Annotated in this window: 19 protein-coding genes; 5 read left to right on the top strand and 14 right to left on the bottom strand. The window is 70.1% G+C overall.

Features of this window, described 5'->3' with window-relative positions; translation table 11 throughout:
• Nucleotides 1-57: 57 nt before the first annotated feature.
• The 3 genes from VF592_RS03305 to VF592_RS03295 all read right to left on the bottom strand — a co-directional run bounded on the left by VF592_RS03305 (nucleotide 58) and on the right by VF592_RS03295 (nucleotide 1277).
• Nucleotides 58-312: a hypothetical protein gene (locus tag VF592_RS03305; RefSeq protein WP_331004178.1), complete on the bottom strand. Its 255-nt coding sequence runs from the start codon at nucleotides 310-312 to the stop codon at nucleotides 58-60.
• 75 nt (nucleotides 313-387) lie between these two features.
• Nucleotides 388-696: a hypothetical protein gene (locus VF592_RS03300; RefSeq protein WP_331004177.1), complete on the bottom strand. Its 309-nt coding sequence runs from the start codon at nucleotides 694-696 to the stop codon at nucleotides 388-390.
• The gene (locus VF592_RS03295; RefSeq protein ID WP_331004176.1) at nucleotides 693-1277 is read right to left on the bottom strand and encodes an energy transducer TonB; all 585 of its coding nucleotides are present in this window, start codon (nucleotides 1275-1277) and stop codon (nucleotides 693-695) included. Before VF592_RS03295 ends, VF592_RS03300 begins: the two co-directional genes overlap by 4 nt.
• A 170-nt stretch (nucleotides 1278-1447) precedes the next feature.
• Here VF592_RS03295 and VF592_RS03290 point away from each other — a divergent pair, with 170 nt between their 5' ends.
• Both VF592_RS03290 and argJ read left to right on the top strand, forming a co-directional pair.
• Nucleotides 1448-2005, top strand: coding sequence for a hypothetical protein (locus VF592_RS03290; RefSeq protein ID WP_331004175.1), 558 nt, complete (start codon nucleotides 1448-1450; stop codon nucleotides 2003-2005).
• 42 nt (nucleotides 2006-2047) lie between these two features.
• The gene (gene argJ / locus VF592_RS03285) at nucleotides 2048-3268 is read left to right on the top strand and encodes a bifunctional glutamate N-acetyltransferase/amino-acid acetyltransferase ArgJ (protein WP_331004174.1); all 1221 of its coding nucleotides are present in this window, start codon (nucleotides 2048-2050) and stop codon (nucleotides 3266-3268) included.
• On the opposite strand, the gene VF592_RS03280 is transcribed toward argJ, so the two are convergent.
• From VF592_RS03280 to VF592_RS03230, 11 genes are all read right to left on the bottom strand, one after another.
• Entirely contained in the window at nucleotides 3265-3549 is a 285-nt protein-coding gene (locus VF592_RS03280; protein ID WP_331004173.1) for a virulence factor, read from the bottom strand. The genes argJ and VF592_RS03280 overlap by 4 nt on opposite strands.
• Before the next feature lie 88 nt (nucleotides 3550-3637).
• Nucleotides 3638-3958, bottom strand: a complete 321-nt coding sequence (gene trxA, locus VF592_RS03275) for a thioredoxin (RefSeq protein ID WP_331004172.1) — start codon at nucleotides 3956-3958, stop codon at nucleotides 3638-3640.
• 68 nt (nucleotides 3959-4026) lie between these two features.
• Complete coding sequence (addA, locus tag VF592_RS03270) at nucleotides 4027-7458, bottom strand: double-strand break repair helicase AddA (protein WP_331004171.1); 3432 nt, start codon at nucleotides 7456-7458, stop codon at nucleotides 4027-4029.
• A complete protein-coding gene (gene addB / locus VF592_RS03265) occupies nucleotides 7442-10348 on the bottom strand; it encodes a double-strand break repair protein AddB (RefSeq protein WP_414714150.1) in 2907 nt (968 codons plus the stop codon). Before addB ends, addA begins: the two co-directional genes overlap by 17 nt.
• A gap of 70 nt (nucleotides 10349-10418) precedes the next feature.
• Nucleotides 10419-11174: a nucleotidyltransferase family protein gene (locus tag VF592_RS03260; protein WP_331004169.1), complete on the bottom strand. Its 756-nt coding sequence runs from the start codon at nucleotides 11172-11174 to the stop codon at nucleotides 10419-10421.
• Nucleotides 11171-12133, bottom strand: a complete 963-nt coding sequence (locus VF592_RS03255; protein ID WP_331004305.1) for an aminoglycoside phosphotransferase family protein — start codon at nucleotides 12131-12133, stop codon at nucleotides 11171-11173. Before VF592_RS03255 ends, VF592_RS03260 begins: the two co-directional genes overlap by 4 nt.
• The gene (gene tsaE / locus VF592_RS03250; RefSeq protein WP_331004168.1) at nucleotides 12130-12570 is read right to left on the bottom strand and encodes a tRNA (adenosine(37)-N6)-threonylcarbamoyltransferase complex ATPase subunit type 1 TsaE; all 441 of its coding nucleotides are present in this window, start codon (nucleotides 12568-12570) and stop codon (nucleotides 12130-12132) included. Before tsaE ends, VF592_RS03255 begins: the two co-directional genes overlap by 4 nt.
• Entirely contained in the window at nucleotides 12567-14894 is a 2328-nt protein-coding gene (locus VF592_RS03245; protein WP_331004304.1) for a sensor histidine kinase, read from the bottom strand. The genes tsaE and VF592_RS03245 overlap by 4 nt, the downstream gene beginning before the upstream one ends.
• 143 nt (nucleotides 14895-15037) lie before the next feature.
• Entirely contained in the window at nucleotides 15038-18034 is a 2997-nt protein-coding gene (locus VF592_RS03240) for a TonB-dependent receptor plug domain-containing protein (RefSeq protein ID WP_331004167.1), read from the bottom strand.
• Nucleotides 18035-18261: 227 nt separating this feature from the next.
• The gene (ahcY, locus tag VF592_RS03235; RefSeq protein WP_331004166.1) at nucleotides 18262-19683 is read right to left on the bottom strand and encodes an adenosylhomocysteinase; all 1422 of its coding nucleotides are present in this window, start codon (nucleotides 19681-19683) and stop codon (nucleotides 18262-18264) included.
• A gap of 250 nt (nucleotides 19684-19933) precedes the next feature.
• Nucleotides 19934-20494 (bottom strand): YqgE/AlgH family protein, encoded by a 561-nt coding sequence (locus VF592_RS03230; protein ID WP_331004303.1) that lies wholly within the window; start codon nucleotides 20492-20494, stop codon nucleotides 19934-19936.
• 99 nt (nucleotides 20495-20593) lie between these two features.
• On the opposite strand from VF592_RS03230, the gene VF592_RS03225 reads away from it, so the two are divergent.
• Genes VF592_RS03225 through VF592_RS03215 form a run of 3 tightly spaced genes read left to right on the top strand, consistent with a single transcriptional unit; the run spans nucleotide 20594 to nucleotide 23102 of the window.
• Nucleotides 20594-21073 carry a peroxiredoxin gene (locus tag VF592_RS03225; RefSeq protein WP_331004165.1) on the top strand — a complete coding sequence of 160 codons (480 nt, stop codon included), beginning with the start codon at nucleotides 20594-20596 and terminating at the stop codon, nucleotides 21071-21073.
• A 56-nt stretch (nucleotides 21074-21129) separates the two neighbouring features.
• Nucleotides 21130-22560, top strand: coding sequence for an AMP nucleosidase (locus VF592_RS03220; protein WP_331004164.1), 1431 nt, complete (start codon nucleotides 21130-21132; stop codon nucleotides 22558-22560).
• A gap of 59 nt (nucleotides 22561-22619) precedes the next feature.
• Nucleotides 22620-23102 (top strand): hypothetical protein, encoded by a 483-nt coding sequence (locus VF592_RS03215; protein ID WP_331004163.1) that lies wholly within the window; start codon nucleotides 22620-22622, stop codon nucleotides 23100-23102.
• The last annotated feature ends 47 nt before the right edge of the window (nucleotides 23103-23149 follow it).

Here is a 23149-nt window from a genome sequence, read left to right as displayed (position 1 = left end):
GCGGGAATGGGCAGGAGATGGGAAGCGGCCGAAGCCGATGCAAATATGTCCGTCGCGCTACTCGCGCCGACGCTCCGCATAAAGCGGCCGGTCGGGGCCGACGACCTGCGCGGCCAAACGCGGCGGGGGAGCGATCCGGCTCCAGCCGCGCACGGGCGTCGGATCACCGACGCGGGCGACCGCCGCGACGCGGACGGCCGTCCCCTGCTCGGTACGCGCGCTGGCGCTGATCCGGGCGGCGTCGCCTGTGGACGCTCCACCCACGCCGGACAGCGCGGCCAGGATCGCGGACAGGAACAACAGCAGACGCATCGCGCATGGGTTTAGCCCACGCCGTCCGCTCCGTCCATCCGTGCGGCCGACCGGCTTGGGCGGACGTGGCGCGCGTTACTCGGCGCTGACCACCGTCGTCGTCGACACCGTCATGCGCCCGCGCACCGGCCTGCCGTTGCGCCGCAGCGGCAACGACACGACGCGCCCCTTGGGAAAGCTCAGGCAGGCCGCCTGCCCCCGCGGCCCCGATCGGCAGGAGAGCACCCGCCCTTCCGAATCGAGCCTGACGGTCACCGCGACATTCGTGTTCGACACCGCGCCGCGGCCCAGTTCCATCGCGCCGCCCGCCGGCACCTGCCCCACCCCGGCGAGCGCGACCCAGGCGAGCCCGCTCGCCCAGGCGGTGGCGGCCCGGCGGTTCATGGCGCGAGCTCCACCCGGCGGGTCATCCGCTGGATCACCTTGGACGCGACCGGCCGGCCACCACGCCGAAGGCCTGGCGCGACCTGCACGCCCGGCCCGAATTGCGCACAGGGCCGGGCCGACCCGGTGGCGAAGCTGGGCATCGTCTCAGCCACCACGCGACAGGTCAGGAGCTTGCCGTCGCCGTCCAGGTTCAGCTCGACCGCGATCTCCATGTCCAGCTTGGTGGCGGCGGTGATCTCGACGGGCGGCGCGGCCGTTCCCTGCGGCAGCGACCATCGGACCGGCATCGTATAGCTGGAAGGGACGGGCTTCCCGTCGGGGCCGGTCGCCGGCTTGAAGCGGCCGCGCGTCGTCATCACCGCGCAGGTCGCCGCGTCGAGCATCGCGTTCCCGCTCGACGCCCGGACCGCGCAGGAGGTGACCCTGCCGGTCGCATCGATACCGAGCGTCGCGACGACGCGCCCCTCCGCCCGCGCCCGGATCGCGTCCGGCGGATAATCCTCCGCCGTGATCCAGCTTGCCGGACTGCTCAGCGGAACCGGCTGCGTGGTCTCCTGCGCCCAAGCGCCACCCGCCATGGCCGCTAGGATCGCACCCGTGACCGCCCTCATTCCTCGACCGATCACGATCCATCCCCATCGTCGCCGGAGGACAGGAGAGCATAGGCGATCGACACCGCGCAAGCCCGTCGGGCGATGCCCGGCCTCGCCTCGCGCGACTTCGCGCACGTCTCGTGCGTTCGCCGCCGATGCACCAGACCCGACAGACCGCCGCGCTCATCACCACCCGCCTCATCAAGGCCGGACATGAGGAGGAATTCGCCCGCTGGGCCGAACGCCTCGACGCGGCCGCCGAGGCCGAAGCCGGCGCCGAGCATGTCGTCCGCCTCGAACAGCCGAGCGGCCTGGTGTACGCCGTCCACCGGTTCAGGGCGGAGGAGGACGCGCGCCGCTGGCATGACGCCCCCGTCCGCCACGCGCTGAACGCCGAAGCCGATGCCTTCTCGTCCGGCTGCAGCCAGGTCGAGATCGGCCGTCATATCCAGGTCCGTGTCGCCAGCGAGACCGCCATCCCCAAATGGAAGACCTGGATCGCCACCTGGGTCATCGTGTTCCCGCTGCTGCTGTTCCTGAACTTCGCGGTCACGCTGCTGCCGTTCGAGCTGCCGCAGCCCACCGAGCTCGCACTCACCTCGATCGTCATGACCGCGACGCTGACCTGGGTCATCCTGCCGCGCATCCGCAAGCTCCTGCGCCCTTGGTTGCTCGCGGACGCCGATGGGGGCTTGCGCAAGGACCCCGGCTGATCCCCGGTTGGCCCGCCCGGTCGCGCCGCCTATGAGCCGCGCATGACCCTGTCCCCGCTCGCCCGACCCTTTCCCGACCTCCCCGCCATCGCCGGCGCGACGCCGCGCGTGGCGCGCGCCCGGTACAAGGAATGGGACCGGTGCGACCTGAGCCTCGTCGCGCTCGACCCGGGCACGACGGTCGCGGGCGTGCTGACGCAAAGCCGCTGCCCCTCGCCCGAGGTCGACTGGTGCCGCGCCGCGCTGACGCTGGGCCAGGCGCGCGCGCTGGTCGTCAATGCGGGCAATTCCAACGCGTTCACGGGCGCGCGCGGGCGCGAGGCGGTGGAGGCGATCGCCGCACGTACCGCCCAGGCGCTGGGCTGCCGCCCGTCCGACGTGTTCGTCGCCTCGACCGGGGTGATCGGCGTGCCGCTGCCGGTCGACAAGGCGGAGGCGGGGCTCGACCTCGCCTATGCCGCGCCGCCATGCGGCTGGCGGGAGATGACCGACGCGATCAGCACGACCGATACCTTCGCCAAGGGCGCGACGGCGCGCGCGGTGCTGGGCGACCGGACGGTGACCCTGGTGGGCGTCATCAAGGGATCGGGGATGATCGCGCCCGACATGGCGACGATGCTCGGCTTCATCTTCACCGACGCCGCCTGCGACGCCGCGTTCCTTCAGCGCGCGCTCAGCCATGCGAACGCGCATAGCTTCTCGTGCATCACCGTCGACGGCGATACCTCGACCAGCGACACCGTGCTCGCCTTCGCGACGGGCCGGGCGGGCAACGTCCCGCTCGCCGACGACGACAGCCCCGGCGCCGACGCGTTTCGCGCCGCGCTCGACGACCTATGCCGCCGGCTGGCGTTGCTCGTGGTCCGCGACGGCGAGGGCGCGACCAAGCTGATCGAGATCCGCGTCACCGGCGCCGAAAGCGACCGCAGCGCCCACCGCGTCGCCCAGTCGATCGCCAACTCGCCCCTGGTCAAGACGGCTATCGCCGGCGAGGACGCCAATTGGGGCCGCGTCGTCATGGCCGTCGGCAAGGCCGGCGAGCCCGCCGACCGCGACCTGCTCGCGATCCGCTTCGGCGACACCCAGGTCGCGCGGAACGGCGTCGCGGTCGAGGCCTATGACGAGGCGCCCGTCGCGGCGCACCTCAAGGGCCAGGAGGTCGAGATCGGCGTCGACCTGGGCCTCGGCGAGGGCGCCGCGACGATGTGGACGTGCGACCTGACGCACGGCTACATCTCGATCAACGCCGATTACCGCAGCTAGGTCAGAGCGGGAGAGAGATCGTTATTTTCCTCAATTCGTAACATGCGGATGTCGGTGACGGACGGGCTGAACCATGGATAGGTGCGACTCAGCTCCTGCACGACCAGGACGCAATCAACTGCCGTCGTATTCTCTCCACCGAAGTAGGTGGACCCTTGTTGTCGTTCGAATCCACGGCGGATCAGAAGATCACCAACGTCTCGGTAGGCATTACGCCAAGACGGATTAGGATATGTTTGTTCAAGCATGTTCACGTCGAGATCGAACACGATAGCATACATGCTTCCACCTCCCCCGGCTCTATGATCGCCCTTACGATTATGACCTAGCTGACCCACTAAGAATCCATCTTTATTCGAGTGGGCGACTTTAAAGTACGCCCTCAAGCCATCCCTTGAGCTGGCTCTTCGGCGCCGCGCCGACCTTGGTCGCCGCCGGAGCCCCAGCCTTGAACAGGATCATCGTCGGAATGCCGCGTACGCCGTAATTGCCCGGCGCGTCGGGATTCTCGTCGATGTTGAGCTTCACGATCGACACCTGCTCGCCCAGCTCGTCGGACAGCTCCTCGAGCGACGGCCCGATCATCTTGCACGGTCCGCACCACTCCGCCCAGAAATCGACGAGCACCGGCTTGTCGGACTGGAGCACGTCCGCCTGGAAGCTCTGGTCGGTGACGGTCTTGGTGGGCATTGTAACACTCCTGTGATTGCTCGGCGGACATCTAGGCATCCGATCGCCCCCGCTCAACGAAGCTCGACCTAGCTTTGCTCCGCGCCCGCGAAGCGCGGCTTGTTCGCCTCGATCAGCGCGTCGGGCAGGCTGAACGACACCGGCCCGGCCGTGTAGAGCAACGCCGCCTCGACCGCGCGGCCGGGGAAGATCACCCGCAGCGCCGCGACATAGGCGGCCATCTGGCGCAGATGATAATCGGGCACCTCCTCAAGCGTTCCCGGCACGGCGCGCGTGGTCTTGAAATCGACCACCCGCACCAGCGCGTCGTCGATCAGCAGCCGGTCGACCGTCCCCGACACCACGCCGCCGTCGACCACCGCGGTGATCGGCGCCTCGGCCAGCGAATCGGGGCCGAACAGTTCGGCGAAGCGCGGGTCCTCCATGACGCGGAGCGCCGCCTCCGCGATCGCGGTCCGCTCGCCGGCGGCCTCGACGCGCCCCACGGTCGCGAGCCAATGCTCCGCCGCCGCGCGGCGCTTGTCGGGCGGACAGGGCGGCAGCCGCTCGAACAGCGCGTGCATCAGAGCCCCCCGTTCGGCCGCCGCGCGCAGGATGTTGGACGGCGGCGGGTTGGCGACCGCGTCGGCGCCGATCGCCGACGGCGCCAGCGGGCGCGGCGGACGCTGCTCGTCGGGCGCCGGTCGTGTCGCCCAGCCGGGCAGCGCCACCGCCGGGCCGGGCTCGCCCCGCTCTGACGCACGACGCCGCACCGGGCGCTCGGGAACCAGGCCGTGAAAGGCTCGCTCGCCCCGGGGATCCTCGTCGGCGCGCTCCACGCCGAGCGCGTCGAGAGCATCGGCGGCGGCGCGGAACCAGCTCATCGCGGGCGGCATCCCCTTGGCGCGCGGCCCCAGCGACCCCGCGATCACCAGCCGCTCCTCCGCCCGCGTCGCCGCGACGTAGAAAAGCCGCCAATGCTCCTCCAGCTCGCGCCGGTCTGTCGCCTCGATCGCCGCGCCCATCGGGCCGCCCCGCTCGGCCGTGCGCGGGCGGAAGACGGGAATGGTCGTCTCCAGATCGTCGGGGCTCCAGCGCAGCACCGACCGGGGCGTCAGCGTCGGATCGATCGTCGCGTCGGCCAGGATGACCAGCGGCGCCTGCAACCCCTTGGCCCCGTGCGCGGTCATCACGCGCACCGCATCGAGCGGCGCGGACGGATCGCGGACGATTTCCACCTCTCCCCGATCGAACCAGTCAAGGAAACGCTGGAGCGACGGCGTGGTCGTGGTCTCGAAGGCGAGCGCGGCGTTGAGCAGTTCCTCGATCGGATCGCGCGCCTCGGCCCCCAGCCGCCGGATCAGCTTGCGCCGCCCGTCGAGCGCGCCCGACAACAGCTCCTCCAGAAACGCATAGGGCGTCAGCAGATCGGCCCGCGCCAGCATCGCGCGGAGCGGCCGCAGCCGTTCCGCCGGCTCGCGCTCCTGCAGGTGCCGCCACAGACTCGTCGCGCGCCTGACCGCGCCGTGCATCAGCTCGTCCTGCGTCCAGCCCAGCAGCGGCGAGACGAGCAGGCTCGCCAGCGACAGGTCGTCCTCGGGCTGGAGCACGAAGCGCACGGCCGCCAGCAGGTCCTGCACCGCCAGCGGCGCGTTGAGCCGCAGCCGATCGACCCCCGCCACCGGCACGCCTTCCGCGTACAGCCGCGCGACGAGCAGCGACGCCAGCTCGCCGCGCCGCTTGACCAGCACCATCACGTCCTCGGGCCGGAGCGGGCGGCCCTTGGATTCGAGCATCAGCCCGTCCCGCAGCCAGCCTTTGATCGCCACCGCGATCCGCCGCGCATTCTCGCGCACGGCGTCGTCGATCCAGCCCTCCTCGTCCTCGTCCGACCCGCCGCCGATCACCGGCGGCCACAAGGTCACGCTGCCCGGCCCCGGCACCTCGCTCCGATGCGTCTCGGGCGCGTCGTACAGCCCCAATCCGGGTTCGGGGATGACGGCGAGCGCCCGGTCGACGAATTCCAGCACCGGCCGGGTGGAACGGAAGGACTGGGTCAGCGACAGCTGCCGGAACGGGAGCCCGCGATCCTGTTCGGGCAGGTCCTCGTCGCCGACCTCGCCCGCGCGCGCGCCGAACGACCGCTCCGCCGCCTCGAAATATTTGGGGTCGGTTCCCTGGAACCCGAAGATCGCCTGCTTGTAATCGCCCACCGTGAACAGCGTCCGGGTGCGCGGGGCATAGATGCCGCGCCCGACGAAGAACTCGTCCACCAGCGCGCGGATGATCCGCCACTGGTCGACATTGGTGTCCTGCGCCTCGTCGATCAGCACATGCTCGGTCACCTGGTCGAGCTTGTAGCGGACCCAGTCGCCGATTCCCGGCTGTTCCAGAAGCGCCACGGTCCGCGCGATCAGGTCGTTGAAATCGACCCCGCCGACCCGCCGCTTCGCCGCCCCATAGGCCCGCGCGAATTCCCGCCCGACCTCCAGCCCGTCGGCGAGCAGATCGGCATAGCCGGCCCGCGCGGCGATCGACCGCGTCTCCGCCGCCCAGTCGCCGAACTCGGCCGCCAGCGCGTCATAGTCGGGCTCCAGGTCGAGCAGCTTCTTGCCCGTCTTCTTCGGCCCGCCCTTTTGCGTCAGCACGACGCCCGCGACCGCGTCCAGCATGGCCAGCCGTCCGGCCGCGTCCGCCGCCAGCCAGCGCGCGACCGTTTCGGCCGCCTTGACCCCGGTCGCGGTGCCCCAGGCGCGGTTAGCCTCCCCGATCCGCTCCAGCGCGTGCTCGTCGACCTCCGCGCACCGCGCGGCCAAAGCCACGGCGATATCGCCCTGCGGCAGGTCGAGCGCGCGCCGCAGCCAGGGCTGCACGCCCGACGGCACCGCTTCCAGCGCCCCACCCGCGCGCGCGCATTCGATCAGGAACTGCTCCGCCCCGCCCTCACCCAGCCGCCGGCTGAGCGCGCCGATGACCGCGACCGGCCGCGCTCGCCCCTCGCGCTCCGCCTCGCCCAGCATCGACGCCAGCGTGTCGCGCAGCAGCACCGCCTCCTCGCGCGCCTCCAGCGGTCGGAAGCCTGGCCCCAGCCCGGCCTCGACCGGGAACGCGGCCAGCAGCCCCTGGCAGAAGCCGTGGATCGTCTGGATGCGGATGCCCCCGCCCGGCGCGTCGAGCACCTTGGCGAACAGCGTGCGCGCCGCTTCCTGCATCTCGGGTATCGGCCGTTCGCCCAGGGCCGCCAGGTCGGCCGCCAGGTCCTTGAGCGGCATCCGCACCCAGGCGGCGAGGCGGCGCCCGATCCGCCCGGCCATCTCGGCGGCGCCCGCCTTGGTGAAGGTCAGGCACAATATGGCACCCGGATCGACCCCGCGCAGCAACAGCCGGAACACCCGCGCAGCCAGCACCTGCGTCTTGCCCGTCCCCGCCGACGCCGACAGCCACACATGCGCGTACGGATCGGACGCCGCCCGCTGCTCGCCATGGAGCGGAGGGAGCGGGGCGTCAGTCCTCACGGCCATACCATTCGTCGCGCCGCATCAGCTGGTCATATTCGGCATAGGGCGCATGTTCGGGCACCAGCTTGGCGGTGAACGGCTCGTCCCCCGTCAGCCACTTCGTCGCCGCCGCGACGAACTGCGCGGCGGCGACCGTCGTGAACTCGCCCGTCGGCACCTTGTCCCTCCCGCCGTCGGGATCGACCGGCGACACCACCTTGCCGAACCCGTCGCGGTGCTTGGCCAGCGACCAATATTCGAACGCCTCCGCGCGGCCCGCCACCCCCGGAAACCCGCCCCGCTCGGCAATCACCCCCAGCATCCCCAGCTGCATCGAGAACCCTTCGCGCACCGCCGCCGTCGACGGCGCCTGCCCGGTCTTGTAGTCGACGATCGCGAGCCCGCCGTCGGCCAGCCGGTCGATCCGGTCGTACCGCCCGCTCAGCGTCACCCCGCCGATCTCGACCCGCCCCGCGCCTTCCGCCTCCAGCACGCGCCGGCCCGCCTCGGCATTGGCGGCGACGCACCCCGCGATCCAGTCGATCGCCTCCATCAGCCGGGGCGACCAGAGCGCGCGGATCATCGGATGGGTCAGCTCGTCCGCCATCAGCGCCCGCGCGCGCGCCGGCAGCTTGGCGGGATCGGCGCCGTCATGCCGCCACCATTGCTCCAGGATCAGGTGGACCGCGCTCCCCCGCCACGCCGCGCTCGGATCGGCGTCGACGGGCTCCATCGGCGACAGCCCCAGCACCCGCCGCGCGTAAAAGGCGTACGGATCGGCCTTGAGCCGGTCGACCTCGGTCACCGAGATGCGGGTCGGGCGGAGTTCGGGCGGCGGCGCGGGGGCGGGCCGATCGGCGGGCAGATGCTCGCCCGGATCGTCGATCGCCTCCGCCCAGGCCTCCAGGTCGCGCGCCCGCTCGAACCGCTCGCCCGCCAGCGCCTCCAGCCTTAGCCAGAAGCGCGACGCCAGCGTCGGCGATTTCTCGTCGCGGCGGCTTCGCGTCATCAGCGCCTCGGGCGCCCCCAGCGCCTGCCCGAAATCGTGCGCGGCCACCCCCACCCGCCGTTCCAGTCCGGGCAGCCCCAGCTCCTGCCGGATGCGCGGCGCCAGCCATGGGTCGGGGGCGGGCGTTCCCGGCCAGACGCCCTCGTTCAGCCCGCCCAGGATCATCAGATCGGCGGACTGCAACCGTCCCTCGATCTGCCCATAGATGGCGAGGCGCGGATGGCCGCCGAACGCCGGGCGCACCGCCTGCTCGTCGAGCAGGACGCGCAGCAGCGGCGCGAGCGCCTGCGGATCGATCGCCTGCGGCCCGCATCCGCTTTCGCGTTCCAGGTCGCTCAGGAACTCGGCCGCACACCGCCCCGCCGCGCCTGCCCACAGCGCGTCGCCGCACAGCCCGTTCGCCGCCTCGCGCAGGCAGGCGATCAGCCCGCCCATCGGGTGCGGCCCCTTGCCATAGGTTGCCGCCACCGGCTCCAGCAGCGCGCGGGCTTCGGGCCACCAGGCGCCCGCGATCGCCCTCGCCTTGGCGTCGCGCACCAGCTCGTCGCACAGATGGGCGTCTATCCCCTCCAGCCCCGGCGCCGGCCTCGGTCCCCGCAGCACACCGTCGAGCGCGCGCACCCCGCGCAGCCAGTCGAGCCGGCGCTCCCCCGTCCTGACCAGCGGATGCTTGAGCAGCGTCAGCAGCGTCAGCGGCGGAAAGCGCTGCGCCGCCGCCTCGGCCAGCGCCAGCAACAGCGTACCGGGCGGCAACAATGCCAGCGGCCGCCCCGCCGAATCGTCGATCTCGATGCCCCAGCGTCGGCAATGCACGCCCACCCGCCGCGCCAGCGCGCGATCGGGGGTGACGAGCGCGGCGGTCCGCCCCGGAATCTCCGCCACCGCGCGCAGCGCCAGCGCGATCCCCTGCGCCTCCGCCGCGGGGGTCGGAAATTCCGCCGCCGACACCCCCGTCAGGCGCCGGTCCTCCGATCGCAGGGTGCTCCATTTGCCCGTCGCCTCGGCGGGGGCGAGCGCGCTGGTGATCGCACGCCCGCGCGCGACGCTGGCGTCGTGATCGCTCCCGTCAAGCCATCGCCGGACCTCGCCGCGCGCCAGCCCCATGCGGCCGAGCAGCAGCTTCAGGTGGAATTGGGGATGCGTCTCGATCGACCGCTTGGCCCGCCCGCCATTCGGATCGGGCGCGTGCGGTCCCAGCGCCTCCCATTCGTCGTCGGGCATCCGCATGTCGAGCCCGGCGAGCACGACCAGCCCGCGCCGCATCTCGGCGACGCCGCGCAACAATCGCGCGACCGCGGGCGCCGAATCGGTCACCCCCGCCGCGCACACGAAACCCGCCGGCGGGTCCCCCCGCCACCGCTCCGCCAGCCGGTCGATCACGCGCCCGCGCCGGTCGGCCGCGTCGATCGTCCCCATCGCCTGCAATTCGTCGGGCCAGCGGTCCAGGATCACCTCGAACAGCTGGAGCGAGCGCTGCCAATGTTCCGACAGCTCGGGCGCGAGGTCGATGGTGCGCAGCCGCTCGGGCGCGACCTCCTCCACGGTCAGCTGGTCGAGCGTGCGCGCCAACTCGCCCGCCAGCCGCACCGCCTCGCCCGTCTCGATCGCCTGCCCCGCCCGCTCGCGTTCCTCGGCGATCAGCCGCGCCAGCATCATGCGGCGCCGCATCGGCGGCACCGCGGGCGGAATCGGGTCGGCGTCGACCGGATCGAGGGCGGCGCCCACCCCCTCGCCCAGATCGGGATCGCCCAGCGCCACCAGCCGGGGCAGCAGCATCGCCCCCCCGCTCGCGCGCACGAACGCATCGGTGATCGCGCGCACCGAGCGGTTGTTAGGAAGCAGCACGATGCCGCGCGCGATCGCCATCGGGTCGGGCCCGAACCGCCGCATCAGCCCTGCGACCATTGCGTCCGAAAAGGCCCGGTGATCGGGGATGGTGTAGACGCGCGGGGCGCCCGCCCCGACTGTCCTGGCCTCAGCCACCGGCGAGCATCGCCTCGGCGCGCGGAATGGCCTCGGGCGTGCCCACGTCGAACCACAGGCCCTGGTGAACGATCCCGTATAGCCGCCCGGCGGCGATCGCCCGCTCCCAGAACAACATGGTCGAGAACGGCCCCTCGGGCCAGTCGGCGATCAGTCGGGGGTGGATGATCTGCACGCCGGTGAACACGAACGGGGCGGCACGGCCCGGCTCGCGCCGCCCGGTGATCCGCCCGTCCGCGGCCATGTGGAAATCCCCCTGCCCCTTGTGGCTGTTGGCGCGCGCCAGCGGCACCAGCAGCAGCAGCGCGTCCATCGCGCCGTCGTCCCAGCGCGAGCCGAGCAGCCGCGTCGCGTCCACCGGCCCGTCGACCCATAGATTGTCGCTGTTGACGACCAGCACCGGATCGTCGCCCAGCAGGTGCCGGGCCTGGACCAGCCCTCCGCCCGTCTCCATCAGCCGCGCGCGCTCGTCCGACACGATCACGTCGATCCCGCGCACCCGCGCCGCCAGATGCGCCTCCAGCGCGTCGGCGAGGTAATGGACATTGACCACCGCGCGCTCGACCCCGCCCGCGCGCAGCCGGTCGAACACATGATCGATCAGCGCCTTGCCCCCGACCTCGACCAGCGGCTTGGGCCGGGTCGCGGTCAGCGGGCGCATCCGCTTGCCCAGGCCGGCCGCCATCACCATCGCGGTGCGCGGCACGGTGCCGCCCGGATCGGGGCGCAGCGCCAGCGCCTCGCTCATGCGGCGATCGCCATGGGATCGCCGCGCCTGTCGGGCGGGATATTGGCGTCGAACCAGCGCCGCACCGGCGCCAGCACCGGTTCCGCCAGATCGCGCTCCAGATAGCGCCAGACGCGCGGCGCGAGTGTCGGGTAACGCGGCTTGCCGTCGCGCTTCCACAGCCGCGTGAAGATGCCGATGATCTTCGCGTTCCGCTGCGCGCCGAGCCCATGATAGGCGCGCGTGAAATCCTCGCCCGCCCCGGTCGCGCCGCGATACCGCGCGAGCATCGCGGCCTCCAGCGTCGGCGCGACGTCGCGTCGCGCGTCCTTCAGCAGCGACACAAGGTCATAGGCCGGATGCCCGGCCAGCGCGTCCTGGAAATCGAGCAGGCCCAGCCCGTCTCCCACCAGCATCAAATTCTCGGCATGATAGTCGCGCAGCACCGTCACCGGTTCGGCCGTCAGTACATGGTCGAACACCGTGTCCCACGCCGCCCGGTAACCCTCTAGGTCGACTTCCAGCCCCACCGCCGGACAATACCACTCGACCAGCAACCTCGCCTCGCGGTGCAGCACCGCGCGGTCATAGGGCGCGAACGGCCCCGCCGGATGGCGGCGCAACGCGACGAGTATGTCGACTGCGGCCGCGTAGAGCGCACCCTCGCGCGCGGGCTCGGCATCCACCACCTCGCGCATCCGCGCGTCGCCGAAATCCTCCAGCAGCACCAGGCCCCGGTCCAGGTCCGACGCCAGCGTCCGGGGTGCCGCGAAGCCCCGCTCGACCAGCCAGTCGCCGACGGCCAGAAAGGGCCGGGGGTCCTCGTGCGGCGGCGGCGCGTCCATCAGCACCGCGCGCCGGGCGCCCTGCTCGACGCGGAAGTAACGCCGGAACGACGCGTCGCCCGCCAGCGGCAGGATCGCCGCCCCGCCCCATCCGGCGCTGTCGAGAAAGGCGGCGGCGCCCGCCGGCGGGGTCATGTCGGCCATCGCCGCTCCCAAGCCGCCGAACCCTCCCAAGTCAAGGCGCGCGCGCCGTCGGGCTCGATCGACAGGGTGAGCCGCAACGCGCCGGGCCAGCACCCCCCGCCCGCGCGCTCGGGCCATTCGACGACCAGCACCGAATCGACCAGCGCCTCGTCCAAGCCCAGCTCCTCGATCTCCGCCGGATCATCGATCCGGTACAGGTCGACATGCAGCACCGGCACCCGCACCTCGGGCGGCGCATAGGGCTGGACGATCGCGAAAGACGGCGACGGCGCCTCCCCCGCTAATCCTAAGGCCCGCAGCAATCCCCGCGCGACGCTGGTCTTGCCCGCGCCCAGCGGCCCCGACAGCGCGATCACGTCCCCCGCCCGGATCACTCCCGCCAGCGACGCGCCCAGCGCCTCGGTCGCCTGCGCATCCGCCAGCCTCACCGCCGCGGCAACTCCACCGTCACCAGCGTTCCCTCGCCCAATTCGCTGACCAGCGCGATGTCGCCGCCATGCGCCTCGACGAACTGCTTGGCGAGCGGCAGCCCCAGTCCCAGCGCCCGCTCGCCGCCGGGCTGGATGCCCGGCTCGGCGAAGCGCTCGAACGCCGCCTTGGCGGCGGCCTCGTCCATGCCCGGCCCATTGTCCGACACGACGATCCGCGCGCGCGATGCGTTGCCGTCGGCGTGGAGGAGCACGCGCCCGCCCTCGGGCGTCGCCGCGACCGCATGGCGCAGCAGATGCTCGATCACCTCGCGCAGCCGCTTCGCATCGCCCGTCACCCGCCCCGTCGACCGCGCCACCTCGACCGCGAAGTCCAATCTCCGGCGCTTGGCGGCGGGCAGCACCGTCTCCGCCGCCGCCCGCGTGACCGACGCCAGGTCGACATCGCCCCGCTCGATCCCGCCTTCCGCCTCACCCTTGGTCAGGTCGAGCACGTCGTCGATCAGCAGCCCCAGCCGCTCGACCGAATCGAGGATCGCCTCGACATAGGCGTCCCCCTGCTCGCTCAGCGCCCCGGCATAGCCGCCGTGCAGCATCTCCGCGAACCCGCTGATCGAGGTGAGCGGCGTGCGCAATTCATAGGACATGTTCGCCACGAACGCCGTCTTCACCCGGTCGGCCGCCTCCAGCGCTTCCGCGCGCTCGCGCAGCGCGCGCTCGATCCGCCGGCTGTCGGAGATGTCGAGCATCGTGAACAGCGCGTTACCGTCGGGCAGGGGTACGGCCGCGAACTCGAAATGCCGCCCATCGGCGAACGCCACCCGTCCCCCGCGCTGCTGCCGTTCGCTCGTCGCCGACCGCACCAGCTCGCCGATCAGCGCCGCGCGCGCCGGAGTCGCCAGCCGTGGCGCGGCGGCGTCCGCGAAGGCGTCGACGCGCGGATGGCTCCCCAGAAACTCCTCCTCGAACCCCCAGAGCGCGCGGAAACGGGTGTTCCACAATTGCAGCCTTCCGTCCGACCCGAACACGCCAATCGCCTCGAACAGATTGTCGAAGGTCGCGGTCCGCACGCGCAGCAGCGTGTCGCGCGCGCTCGCGAGTTGCACCTGCTCGGTCCGGTCCTCGAAGATCAGCAGCAACCCGCCGTCCGGCAATGGCTGGGCGACGACGCGCAGATGCGTGCCCGCGGACAGATGCCACGCCTCCTCGGCCGCGCCGTCGGTGTTGGTGAACCATTCGCGCCGCTCCGCCTTCCAGCCGGGGAAGTCGCGCACCTCGGGCAGGCGGTTCGCCTCGCGCATCCGTTCCAGCACCCGGTCGAATTCGGGCCGGTCGGACAGCCATTCGGTGCGCATCGCGAACATGCGGCGAAAGGGCTGGTTGCAGAATACCAGCGCACGGTCCGCGCCGAACTGCGCCACCCCCGCCGACAGCCGGTCGAGCATGGCGCGCTGCGCCTCGGCGAAGCGCTTGGACGCCACCCGCGCGCGCTCCAATTCCTCGACATCGATCGCGAAGCCCGCGACGCCGCCCGTCGGCAGCGGCACATCGTACAGCCGGAGCGCGCGCCGCGCGCCGCCGATGGTGGCGGGAAGCATCTGGGCGTGCGGACGCCCGCTCTCGCGCGCCGCCGCCGCCCCGGCCAGCGGCCCACCCGCTCCCGACGCTTCGACCAGTTCCAGCCCGCGTGTCACCACATCGGCCGCATCCTTGCCCTCGACCGCGTCCACATAGGCCGAGTTGACCATCGTCAAGCGCAGGTCGCGGTCGCGATACCACATGGGCAGCGGCGCCGCTTCGATCAGCGCGGCCATCGCGTCGAACGACTGGCCGAGCGTGCCGACCTCCCCGCGCAGACGCCCGATCTCCGCCTCGCTCTCCGTCGCGTCGAACGCCCAGAGCACGACATTGGCCTGCCCCAGCTCACCGGGCGCGCGCGCGCCCTTCAGCGTCAGCGTCCGCGCCGCGCCGACCGGCCGCACCGCCCGCGTGAAGGACCGACCCGCCAGTCGCGCCGCATTGACGTCGTGCGCCAAGCCCTGCGCGTCCTCGGGATCCAGTCCGCGTCCTTCGACCCCGAGTTCGGTCAGGAATTCGGGCGGCGCGCTCAGCCCCAGCCAGTCGGCCATGCGCTCGGGCATCTCGACCCGCCCATCCGCGCGCACCACAGCCGCCAGCGCGGGCGCGGCGCGGAACATCGCCTGCAGACGCTGATTCTCGGCGGCGATCGCCCTGGCCTCACCCCGCGCGCGCAGACCCGTAAAGGCGAGCCACCCCGCCCCCGCCAGCAGGACGAACAGCACCGCCCCCACCAGCGCGAGCATCCCGCCCGTCACGCTCTCCACGATGCACCCCCGCTCATCCGCGGGAGCCTAGCCCATGAAGGGAGGGGACTAAAGACCGTCCAACGCGAAACGGCCGGCCCGCTCCTGAGCGGACCGGCCGTTCGGCACGCTCGATCTCGAGGTCAGAACAGATTGCCGAGCCCGAACCGCGCACCCGCGTAGAAGGAACGACCGACGAAGGAATAGGGATAGGAAGACGACGCGATATCGCCCTTCTTGTCACCGATATTGTTGACGCCCGCGTAGAAGCTGAAATCGTCGTTCACGGCCAGCGATGCTTGGATATCGTGTTCCAGTCGCTCGCGGAAGAAGAAGAAGCGTTGGTCTGCGATGTCCGGATTCGCGGTGATCTGGTCGACCGTGAACCGACGCGTCTTGCTGAAATAGTTCAGGCCGTAGTTCAGCGTCAGCGGCCCGTTGGTCCAGGTCACGTCCAGCGTACCGCTATATTTCGGATTGCGCTGCGTCAGGCGATCGACCTCGACATCGGCACCAGGCGTCGGCACGAATGTCTTCCTGTCCAGGTAGTTTGCGTTCACGCGCAGGTTGAACGTCCCGATCCGTGGATCGAGCACGAGCTGGTAGTTCACCTGCACGTCGAGACCAGCCGTCCTAAATTCGGCGACGTTCTGCGGTCCGACGAAGTAATCGCTTACGAACCCCGTCGTCCCGCTCCGCGTCACGTTGGCGCAGTAGATGTTGTCCAGTGTCGGCTGATCGACGCACAAGTCGACTATTTCCTGCGCGGTCGCGGTACGCACCGCGTCCTTCAACTTGATGTCGTACCAGTCGGCGGTGATGGTCAGCCGAGGAATGAAGCGCGGCTGCAGGACCAGACCGGCGGTCCACGTCCGCGCCGTTTCCTCGGACAGGTTCGGATTGCCGCCGGCGCGGCCGGGCAGGCTGACGGTCGCGGTGGGGTCGCTCGCCGGGTTGAATCCCGCGATCTGCGCGGGCGTGAGGCCGGCGGCGGTCAGCTGCGCGCGGCAGTTGGCGACGCGGAACGACGTTCCCTCCGCGATGTTTTCCGGATCGCAAGGATCGTCGATGAACGAGAAGGTGCCGTTGGTCGGCGAGAACAGCTCGGTCACGTTCGGCGCGCGCACCGCCTGGCCATAGGTGCCGCGGAAGCGGATATCGCGGACCGGCGCATAGATCCCGCTGAAGCTGTAGGTGTCCGTTCGCCCGACGGTCGAGTAATCCGAAAGACGCACCGCCGCGTTCAGCTCGAGCGTCTCGGCGAAAGGCAAGTCCTTCAGCACGGGCACGCGGAGCTCCGCGAAAACCTCCTTCACATCGAACTTCCCGCTCTCCGGCGAGATCTGGGCGATATCGAGCAGGGCGCCCTGCTGAAGCAGCGGGTCCGAAACGAAATCGCTCCGCTCCTCGCGATACTCACCGCCCACCGCGAACGCGACCGGGCCACCCGGCAGTTCGAACAGCCGCCCGAAGTCGCCGGACAGCGATCCGGACACGACATGCTGCTGCACCTTGTACCGATTGACGAGGTCGGCATTGATGAAGTCGAGCGCCGCCTGGCTCCTGACATTCTCGCCTAACAGGTTGAGCGGCGCGCAGCCGCTATTCCGGCCCGGAGTGAAGGTGGTCGCGGGCTGATCGAAGTTGTTCGGGTCGATATTGGTGGTGGGATCGAGGGTCGACCGACACACGATCTGACCGGTCGCCGGATCGCGCACCGCGTCAAGCGCCGCGAAGTAACGATCGCTGAGACGGTAATTGGTGCTCAGGAAACGGCTTCTGGTCTGCCCATAGACATAGGACAGCTCATAGCGAGAGCGCTCACCGACACGCCCGTCCGCGCCGACCACCGCGCGAAAGGTCTCGCGCTTCACGCTCTCGCCGCGAACGCCCAGATCGAAATTGTCGCGCGACAGCAATGCGCCGTCACCCGTCGCCGCGATGCCGAACCGATCATTCAGAAACGCATTGTCCGCCGCCAGATAATTGAAGAAGTCGAAGCCGGGCTGCGCGATCGAGAAGCTCTTGGTGTTGGTGTATTTGCCCTGCGCAAAAAGCCGCAAAGCATCGGATACGGCGAAGCTCGTCAGCAGGTTGAAATTGTGGATGCGGTTGTCGGGTGCGAGATCGCCCTGATAGCCCGCGATAGGCGTGCTGTCGCCGCCGCGGGTCAGCCCGCCCGACCCGCGCAGAAGCGTGCCGCGGTCATACGCCTTGCCGCTGCCCGTGAAGTCGGGCAGCCCGTCCAGGTCCAGGTCGACGGCGCCATCGCGCGAGCTGTCGGCGTAACGAAGGTCGTTGGTCAGAATCCGATCGGGGCGCGCGGGATCGTCGGGAAAGTCTGTCGGATCGCGCACGATGCCGAACGCCCGCAGCGGATCGCCGACGCGACCGCGGCTGAAACCGGAAACGCGATCATCCTGGCGGAATTCGTAGCTCAACGCCACGTTGGCACGGTCGTCGAGGAGGTTCTTGCCCCCCGTCAACGTCAGCAGCTTGGACCCGGAGTCTCCCGCCTCGCTGATGCCGGCCTGGGCTCGGCCGCGCAGCCCCTCGAAATCACGCTTCAGGATGAAGTTCACGACGCCCGACACCGCGTCGGCGCCATAGACCGCCGAGGCGCCGCCCGTTTGCACGTCGATCCTGTCGAGCAGGTCGATGGGAATGGTATTGATGTCCACCGCCGCCGATCCGGGGATGCCGGCCACGTGACGACGACCATCGATCAGCACCAGCGTACGGTTCGTTCCCAGCCCCCGCAGATCGAGCAGGTTGGTGCCGACCGCGCCGAACGCGGCGGTAGAACCCGACTGATCGGCGCTGGTCACCGAGTTGAGCAGCGCCGGATTCTGCGCGAGGAAGTCGGTCAGGTTGGTACGACCGGACTGGTCGAGCGTGGCGACGCTGAACGACGTTATCGGGTTCGGCGCGCTGATCTCCGGCCGCGCGATGCGCGATCCCGTGACGATCACCTCGACTTCGTCGGGCTGCTGCGTCGGTGTGGCGACATCGGCCGCGGTCGGGGCGCCGTCGACCGGATCCTGGCGCGGCGTGGTCGCGGTCTGCGCCGCGACGGGACCGGCGACCAATGCGGCGAGGGATATGGAGGTCAGCAGGACGGCGAAGCGCGGCGAGATCATCAACGGAACTTTCGGCGGGAGACAAACGTGCGGAAGATCGCGGTTAAGACACCCAAACGGTCTCGATCGCAACATTCCTGGAAATCGCCTGCGCTGAAATTGGTTAAGTGTTGCCTAACGGTAACATGATCGGCGCCATCAAAAGCTAAGGTGCCGACCAGGGCGCCCGCCCTGGTCGGCACCCCGCCGGCTCGACGCGAAAGTAGCGGGTCGACGACTACCCACGTCTAGTAGCGATAGTGATCCGGCTTGAACGGCCCCTCGACCGGCACACCGATATAGCCCGCCTGCTTCTCGGACAGCTTGGACAGCTTCACGCCCAGCTTCTCCAGGTGGAGCATCGCCACCTTCTCATCGAGATGCTTGGGCAGGACATAGACCTGGTTCTGATAGTTCTCGCCGCGCGTCCACAGCTCGATCTGCGCGAGCACCTGGTTGGTGAAGCTCGACGACATCACGAAGCTCGGATGCCCCGTCGCGCAGCCCAGGTTGACCAGGCGACCCTTGGCGAGGACGATGATCTGCTTGCCGTCGGGAAACTCGACCAGGTCGGTGCCCGGCTTCACCTCGGTCCATTTATAGTTCGACATGGCGGCGATCTGGATCTCGCTGTCGAAATGGCCGATGTTGCACACGATCGACATGGGCTTCATCGCCTTCATGTGGTCGGCGGTGATGACGTCGGCATTGCCGGTCGCGGTGCAGAAGATGTCGGCGCGGGTCACCGCTTCCTCCATCGTCACGACCTCGAAACCCTCCATCGCCGCCTGCAGCGCGCAGATCGGATCGATCTCGGTCACCATGACGCGTGCGCCGCCGTTGCGGAGCGACTGGGCCGAGCCCTTGCCGACATCGCCGAAACCCGCCACGCAGGCGACCTTGCCGGCCAGCATCACGTCGGTGGCGCGGCGGATCGCGTCGACCAGCGACTCCTTGCAGCCGTACAGATTGTCGAACTTCGACTTGGTGACGCTGTCGTTGACGTTGATCGCCGGGAACGGCAGCTCGCCCTTCTTGGCGATCTCGTACAGCCGGTGGACGCCGGTGGTCGTCTCTTCCGACACGCCCTTCAGGTTCTTGACCGTCTCGGTCAGATAGCCGGGATATTTCGCCACGAACGCCTTGAGCGCGCGCTGGAACTCGACTTCCTCGTCATTCTCCGGCTCGCCGAAACTCTCGCCGCGCTCCAGCTTGGCGCCCCACAGCGCGAACATCGTCGCGTCGCCGCCGTCGTCCAGGATGAGGTTGGCGGTCTGACCCGTGGTGCCCGCGCCCCAGTTGAAGATGTCGCCGACATAGTCCCAATAATCGGCCAGGCTCTCGCCCTTGATCGCGAAGACCGGCACGCCGGTCGCGGCGATCGCGGCGGCGGCATGATCCTGCGTCGAGAAGATGTTGCACGTCGCCCAGCGCACGTCGGCACCCAGCGCCGTCAGCGTCTCGATCAGCACGGCGGTCTGGATCGTCATGTGGAGCGAGCCGACGATCCGCGCGCCCTTCAGCGGCTTGGACGCGCCGAACTCCTGCCGCAACGCCATCAGGCCGGGCATCTCCGTTTCGGCGATGCGGATCTCGGCCCGGCCGAAATCGGCGAGCGCGATGTCCTTGATGGCATAGTCATGAGTCTCGGGCTTGAGTGCGGTGGCCACGGGACGATCTCCAGATAGATTTGGGGCCGACCAAGACGCGTTCGGTCGATCGGCACCCCACGCCCATAGCGGCGGTAGCCCCGCAGAGCAAATATAAAGAATTCTTTATATGAGGTGGCGCGCAAGAACGAGGGCAGTTCGGGCTGGTCTCATGCGCCACCCGGCCGACAACGGGGGCGAGCCGGCGCTCGGCCCTGTCGGCCGACGACGCGGCCTCGCCCTCCGATCCTAAGGGGGACATTCATCATATTCAGGCCCGTCCCGTTCCCCCCACCAGCAATCGCGGGTCGACCCCCGCGGCGGCCAGCCCCGCCGACCATCGCTCGGCGGCCGGGGTCGCGTAGATCAGGTCGGCGGCGCCCTCGACATTGAGCCAGCCCGGCCGCACCAACTCGCCTTCCAGCTGCCCCGCGCCCCAGCCCGCATAGCCGAGCGCGATCGTCCAGCGCGTCGGGCCCTTGCCCTCCGCGATGGCGCGCAGCACGTCGGTCGTCCCCGACAGCGCCCAGCGCCCCGCCACGTCCATCGTGTCCTGCCCGCCCCAGTCGCGCGAATGGAGCACGAACCCCCGACGCGTCTCCATCGGCCCGCCCAGATGCACCGGCGCGTCGGGCGCGTCGCCCGGTTCTATCTCAAGCTGGTCGAGCAGGGCGTGGAGGCCCAGGCCGGGGATCACCTCGCCCAGCCCGATCCCGACCGCGCCCTCCTCGTCATGCGAGCACAGCGCGATCACCGCCCGTTCGAAGCGGGGATCGCCGATCCCGGGTGTCGCAAGCAGGAATTGCCCGACGAGAAAGCGTGTTGTCTCCATCATGGCACGTCCAACGCGCGCACCGGCAAATCGTCGCGCTTGAATTGCCGTGCCGCTTGATGAAGGGGATCGGCGACGAATCCCAAGGAGTATGAGACCATGATCGCCGTCGGTGAACGCCTGCCCTCCGCCAACCTCGTCAAGGTCACGCCCCAGGGTCCCGAAGCCGTGGACAGCCACGCCTTCTTCGCCGGCCGCCGCGTCGCGCTGTTCGCGGTGCCGGGCGCTTTCACCCCCACCTGCTCGGCGCAGCACCTGCCCAGCTTCCTCAACCGCGCGGACGAGCTGCGCGCCAAGGGTGTCGACGAGATCGCCTGCACGGCCGTCAACGACGCCTTCGTCCTCGATGCCTGGGCCAAGTCGACCGACGCACGCGGCGTGACGATGCTCGCCGACGGCAACGGCCATTTCGCCGAGGCGCTCGGCCTCGACGCCGACGTGTCCAAATTCGGCATGGGCAAGCGCAGCCGCCGCTATGCGATGCTCGTCAATGACGGCATCGTCGAGCAGGTTCATGTCGAAGCGCCGGGCGAGTTCCGCGTCAGCTCCGCCGACCATCTCCTGGCCAACATGGCCTGAACGCAAACTGATCCCGGTTACTTGTCAGCGCGTCACCGGCGGCTTAACCGCCGCCGATGACCGCTTCCGACATCGTCGCCGAGCTCGACCGCCTTTATACCGCCTCCGTCGACCGGCTTAAAGCCGCGCTCACCCGCTATCTCGTCGAGGGCGTGCCGCCCACACCCGAACAGCGCCACGACGGCAGCTTCGCCTATCCCGAGATCCGACTGATCTATGGCGGCCAGGCCGACCGGCCCACGCCCATGCGCTCCTTCGGCCGGCTGGTCCTGCCCGGCGAATACAGCATCAGCGTCACCAAGCCGGGCCTGTTCGCCGATTACCTGACCGAACAGCTCACCCTGCTGATCGAGGATTACGACGTCACCGTCTCCGCCGTCCCCGGCCGCCAGGAAATCCCCTTTCCCTATGTCCTCGATCCCGGCCACGCGCTCAGCCTGGACGCGGTCTCCGCCTCCGAGCTCGCGCGCTGGTTCCCCGCCACCGAACTCGCCCATATCGGCGACGAGGTCGCGGACGGCCTTTATGTCGCCGGCGACACCCGCCCGCTCGCGCTGTTCGACGCGCTGCGCACCGACTTCTCGCTCGCGCGGCTGCGCCATTACACCGGCACCCCGGCCGAACACACGCAGCGCTTCGTGCTGTTCACCAACTATCACCGCTATGTCGACGAGTTCGTCCGCTGGGCCGCCAGCCAGCTCGGCCCCGACAGTCGCTATACCCTCCTGTCCGGCGCGGGCGGCGTCGAGGTCACGGACGCGACCGATGTCGAGCGGCTGGTCACCGACAGCGCGTGGCGGCGGCACCAGATGCCCGCCTATCACCTCGTCGCGCCCGATCGCACCGGCATCACCCTGGTCAATATCGGCGTCGGTCCGTCCAACGCCAAGACGATCTGCGACCATCTGGCGGTGATGCGCCCCGAGGCGTGGCTGATGATCGGCCATTGCGGCGGGCTGCGTCCCAGCCAGCGGATCGGCGATTATGTCCTGGCCCACGCCTATCTGCGCGACGACCATATCCTCGACGACGTGCTGCCCCCGGAGATCCCCGTCCCCGCCATCGCGGAGGTCCAGCAGGCGCTGGCCCGCGCCGCCGAGATCGTGTCGGGGCAATCGGGCGAGGAGCTCAAACGCCGCCTGCGCACCGGCACCGTGGTCACCACCGACGACCGCAACTGGGAGCTGCGCTATTCGCGCTCGGCGCTGCGTTTCTCGCTCAGCCGCGCGGTCGGGATCGACATGGAGTCGGCGACGATCGCCGCCCAGGGTTATCGCTTCCGCGTTCCCTATGGCACGCTGCTCTGCGTGTCGGACAAGCCGCTTCACGGCGAGCTCAAGCTGCCCGGCCAAGCCAACCGCTTCTACGAACGCGCGATCAGCGAGCATATGCGTATCGGCATCGAAGCCTGCGAGCAGCTCCGCCTGGAAGGCGCCAAGCTTCACAGCCGCAAGCTGCGCGCCTTTGCGGAGCCCCCGTTCCGCTGAAGCGCGGAAACGTCTTGGGCCAGGTGCGTTACGCTCCCGAACCGATCAGGAGATCACCCATGGCCGACGAGAACGACACCCCCACCAGCGAGACCGGCGCACCCGTTCCCCGTCGTCGCGCGACGCGCAAGGCGGCCCCGAAAACGGAAGCAGCCAAGCCCGTCACCAAGCGCGCATCGCGCCCCGCGACCACGTCGACCAAGAAGCCGGCGACCGCGGCAAAGGCACCCCCGCGCCGCGCATCGACGCCGGCCGCCAAAGCACCGTCGCGCACGGATCGCGCGCGCGACACGCTGGGCAGGGCCGGCGACGCGGTAGGCGGCAAGCGCGGCCTGATCGCCGGTGGCCTGGTCGCGGCGGCCGCCGGCGCGGCGACCGCGGCCCTGCTGGCGCTGCGCGGGTCGACGGCGAAGAACAAGGCCGTGCCGGCATCGGCGACAGGCACCAAGGCGCATCAGCCGGACGGGACCGACTCGTCCGGGCAGATGGAGGCGATGATCGCCGACGAATCGATGATCCCCGAGACCACGCCCAACGCCTGAGTGATGGTCGGGCCGCCGATCGGGCATGATCCCGACCGGCGGCCCGA

This window comes from Sphingomonas sp. (genome assembly GCF_036388435.1).
Taxonomy (GTDB): Bacteria; Pseudomonadota; Alphaproteobacteria; order Sphingomonadales; family Sphingomonadaceae; genus Sphingomonas.
This window is presented reverse-complemented; position numbering and strand designations above follow the sequence as displayed.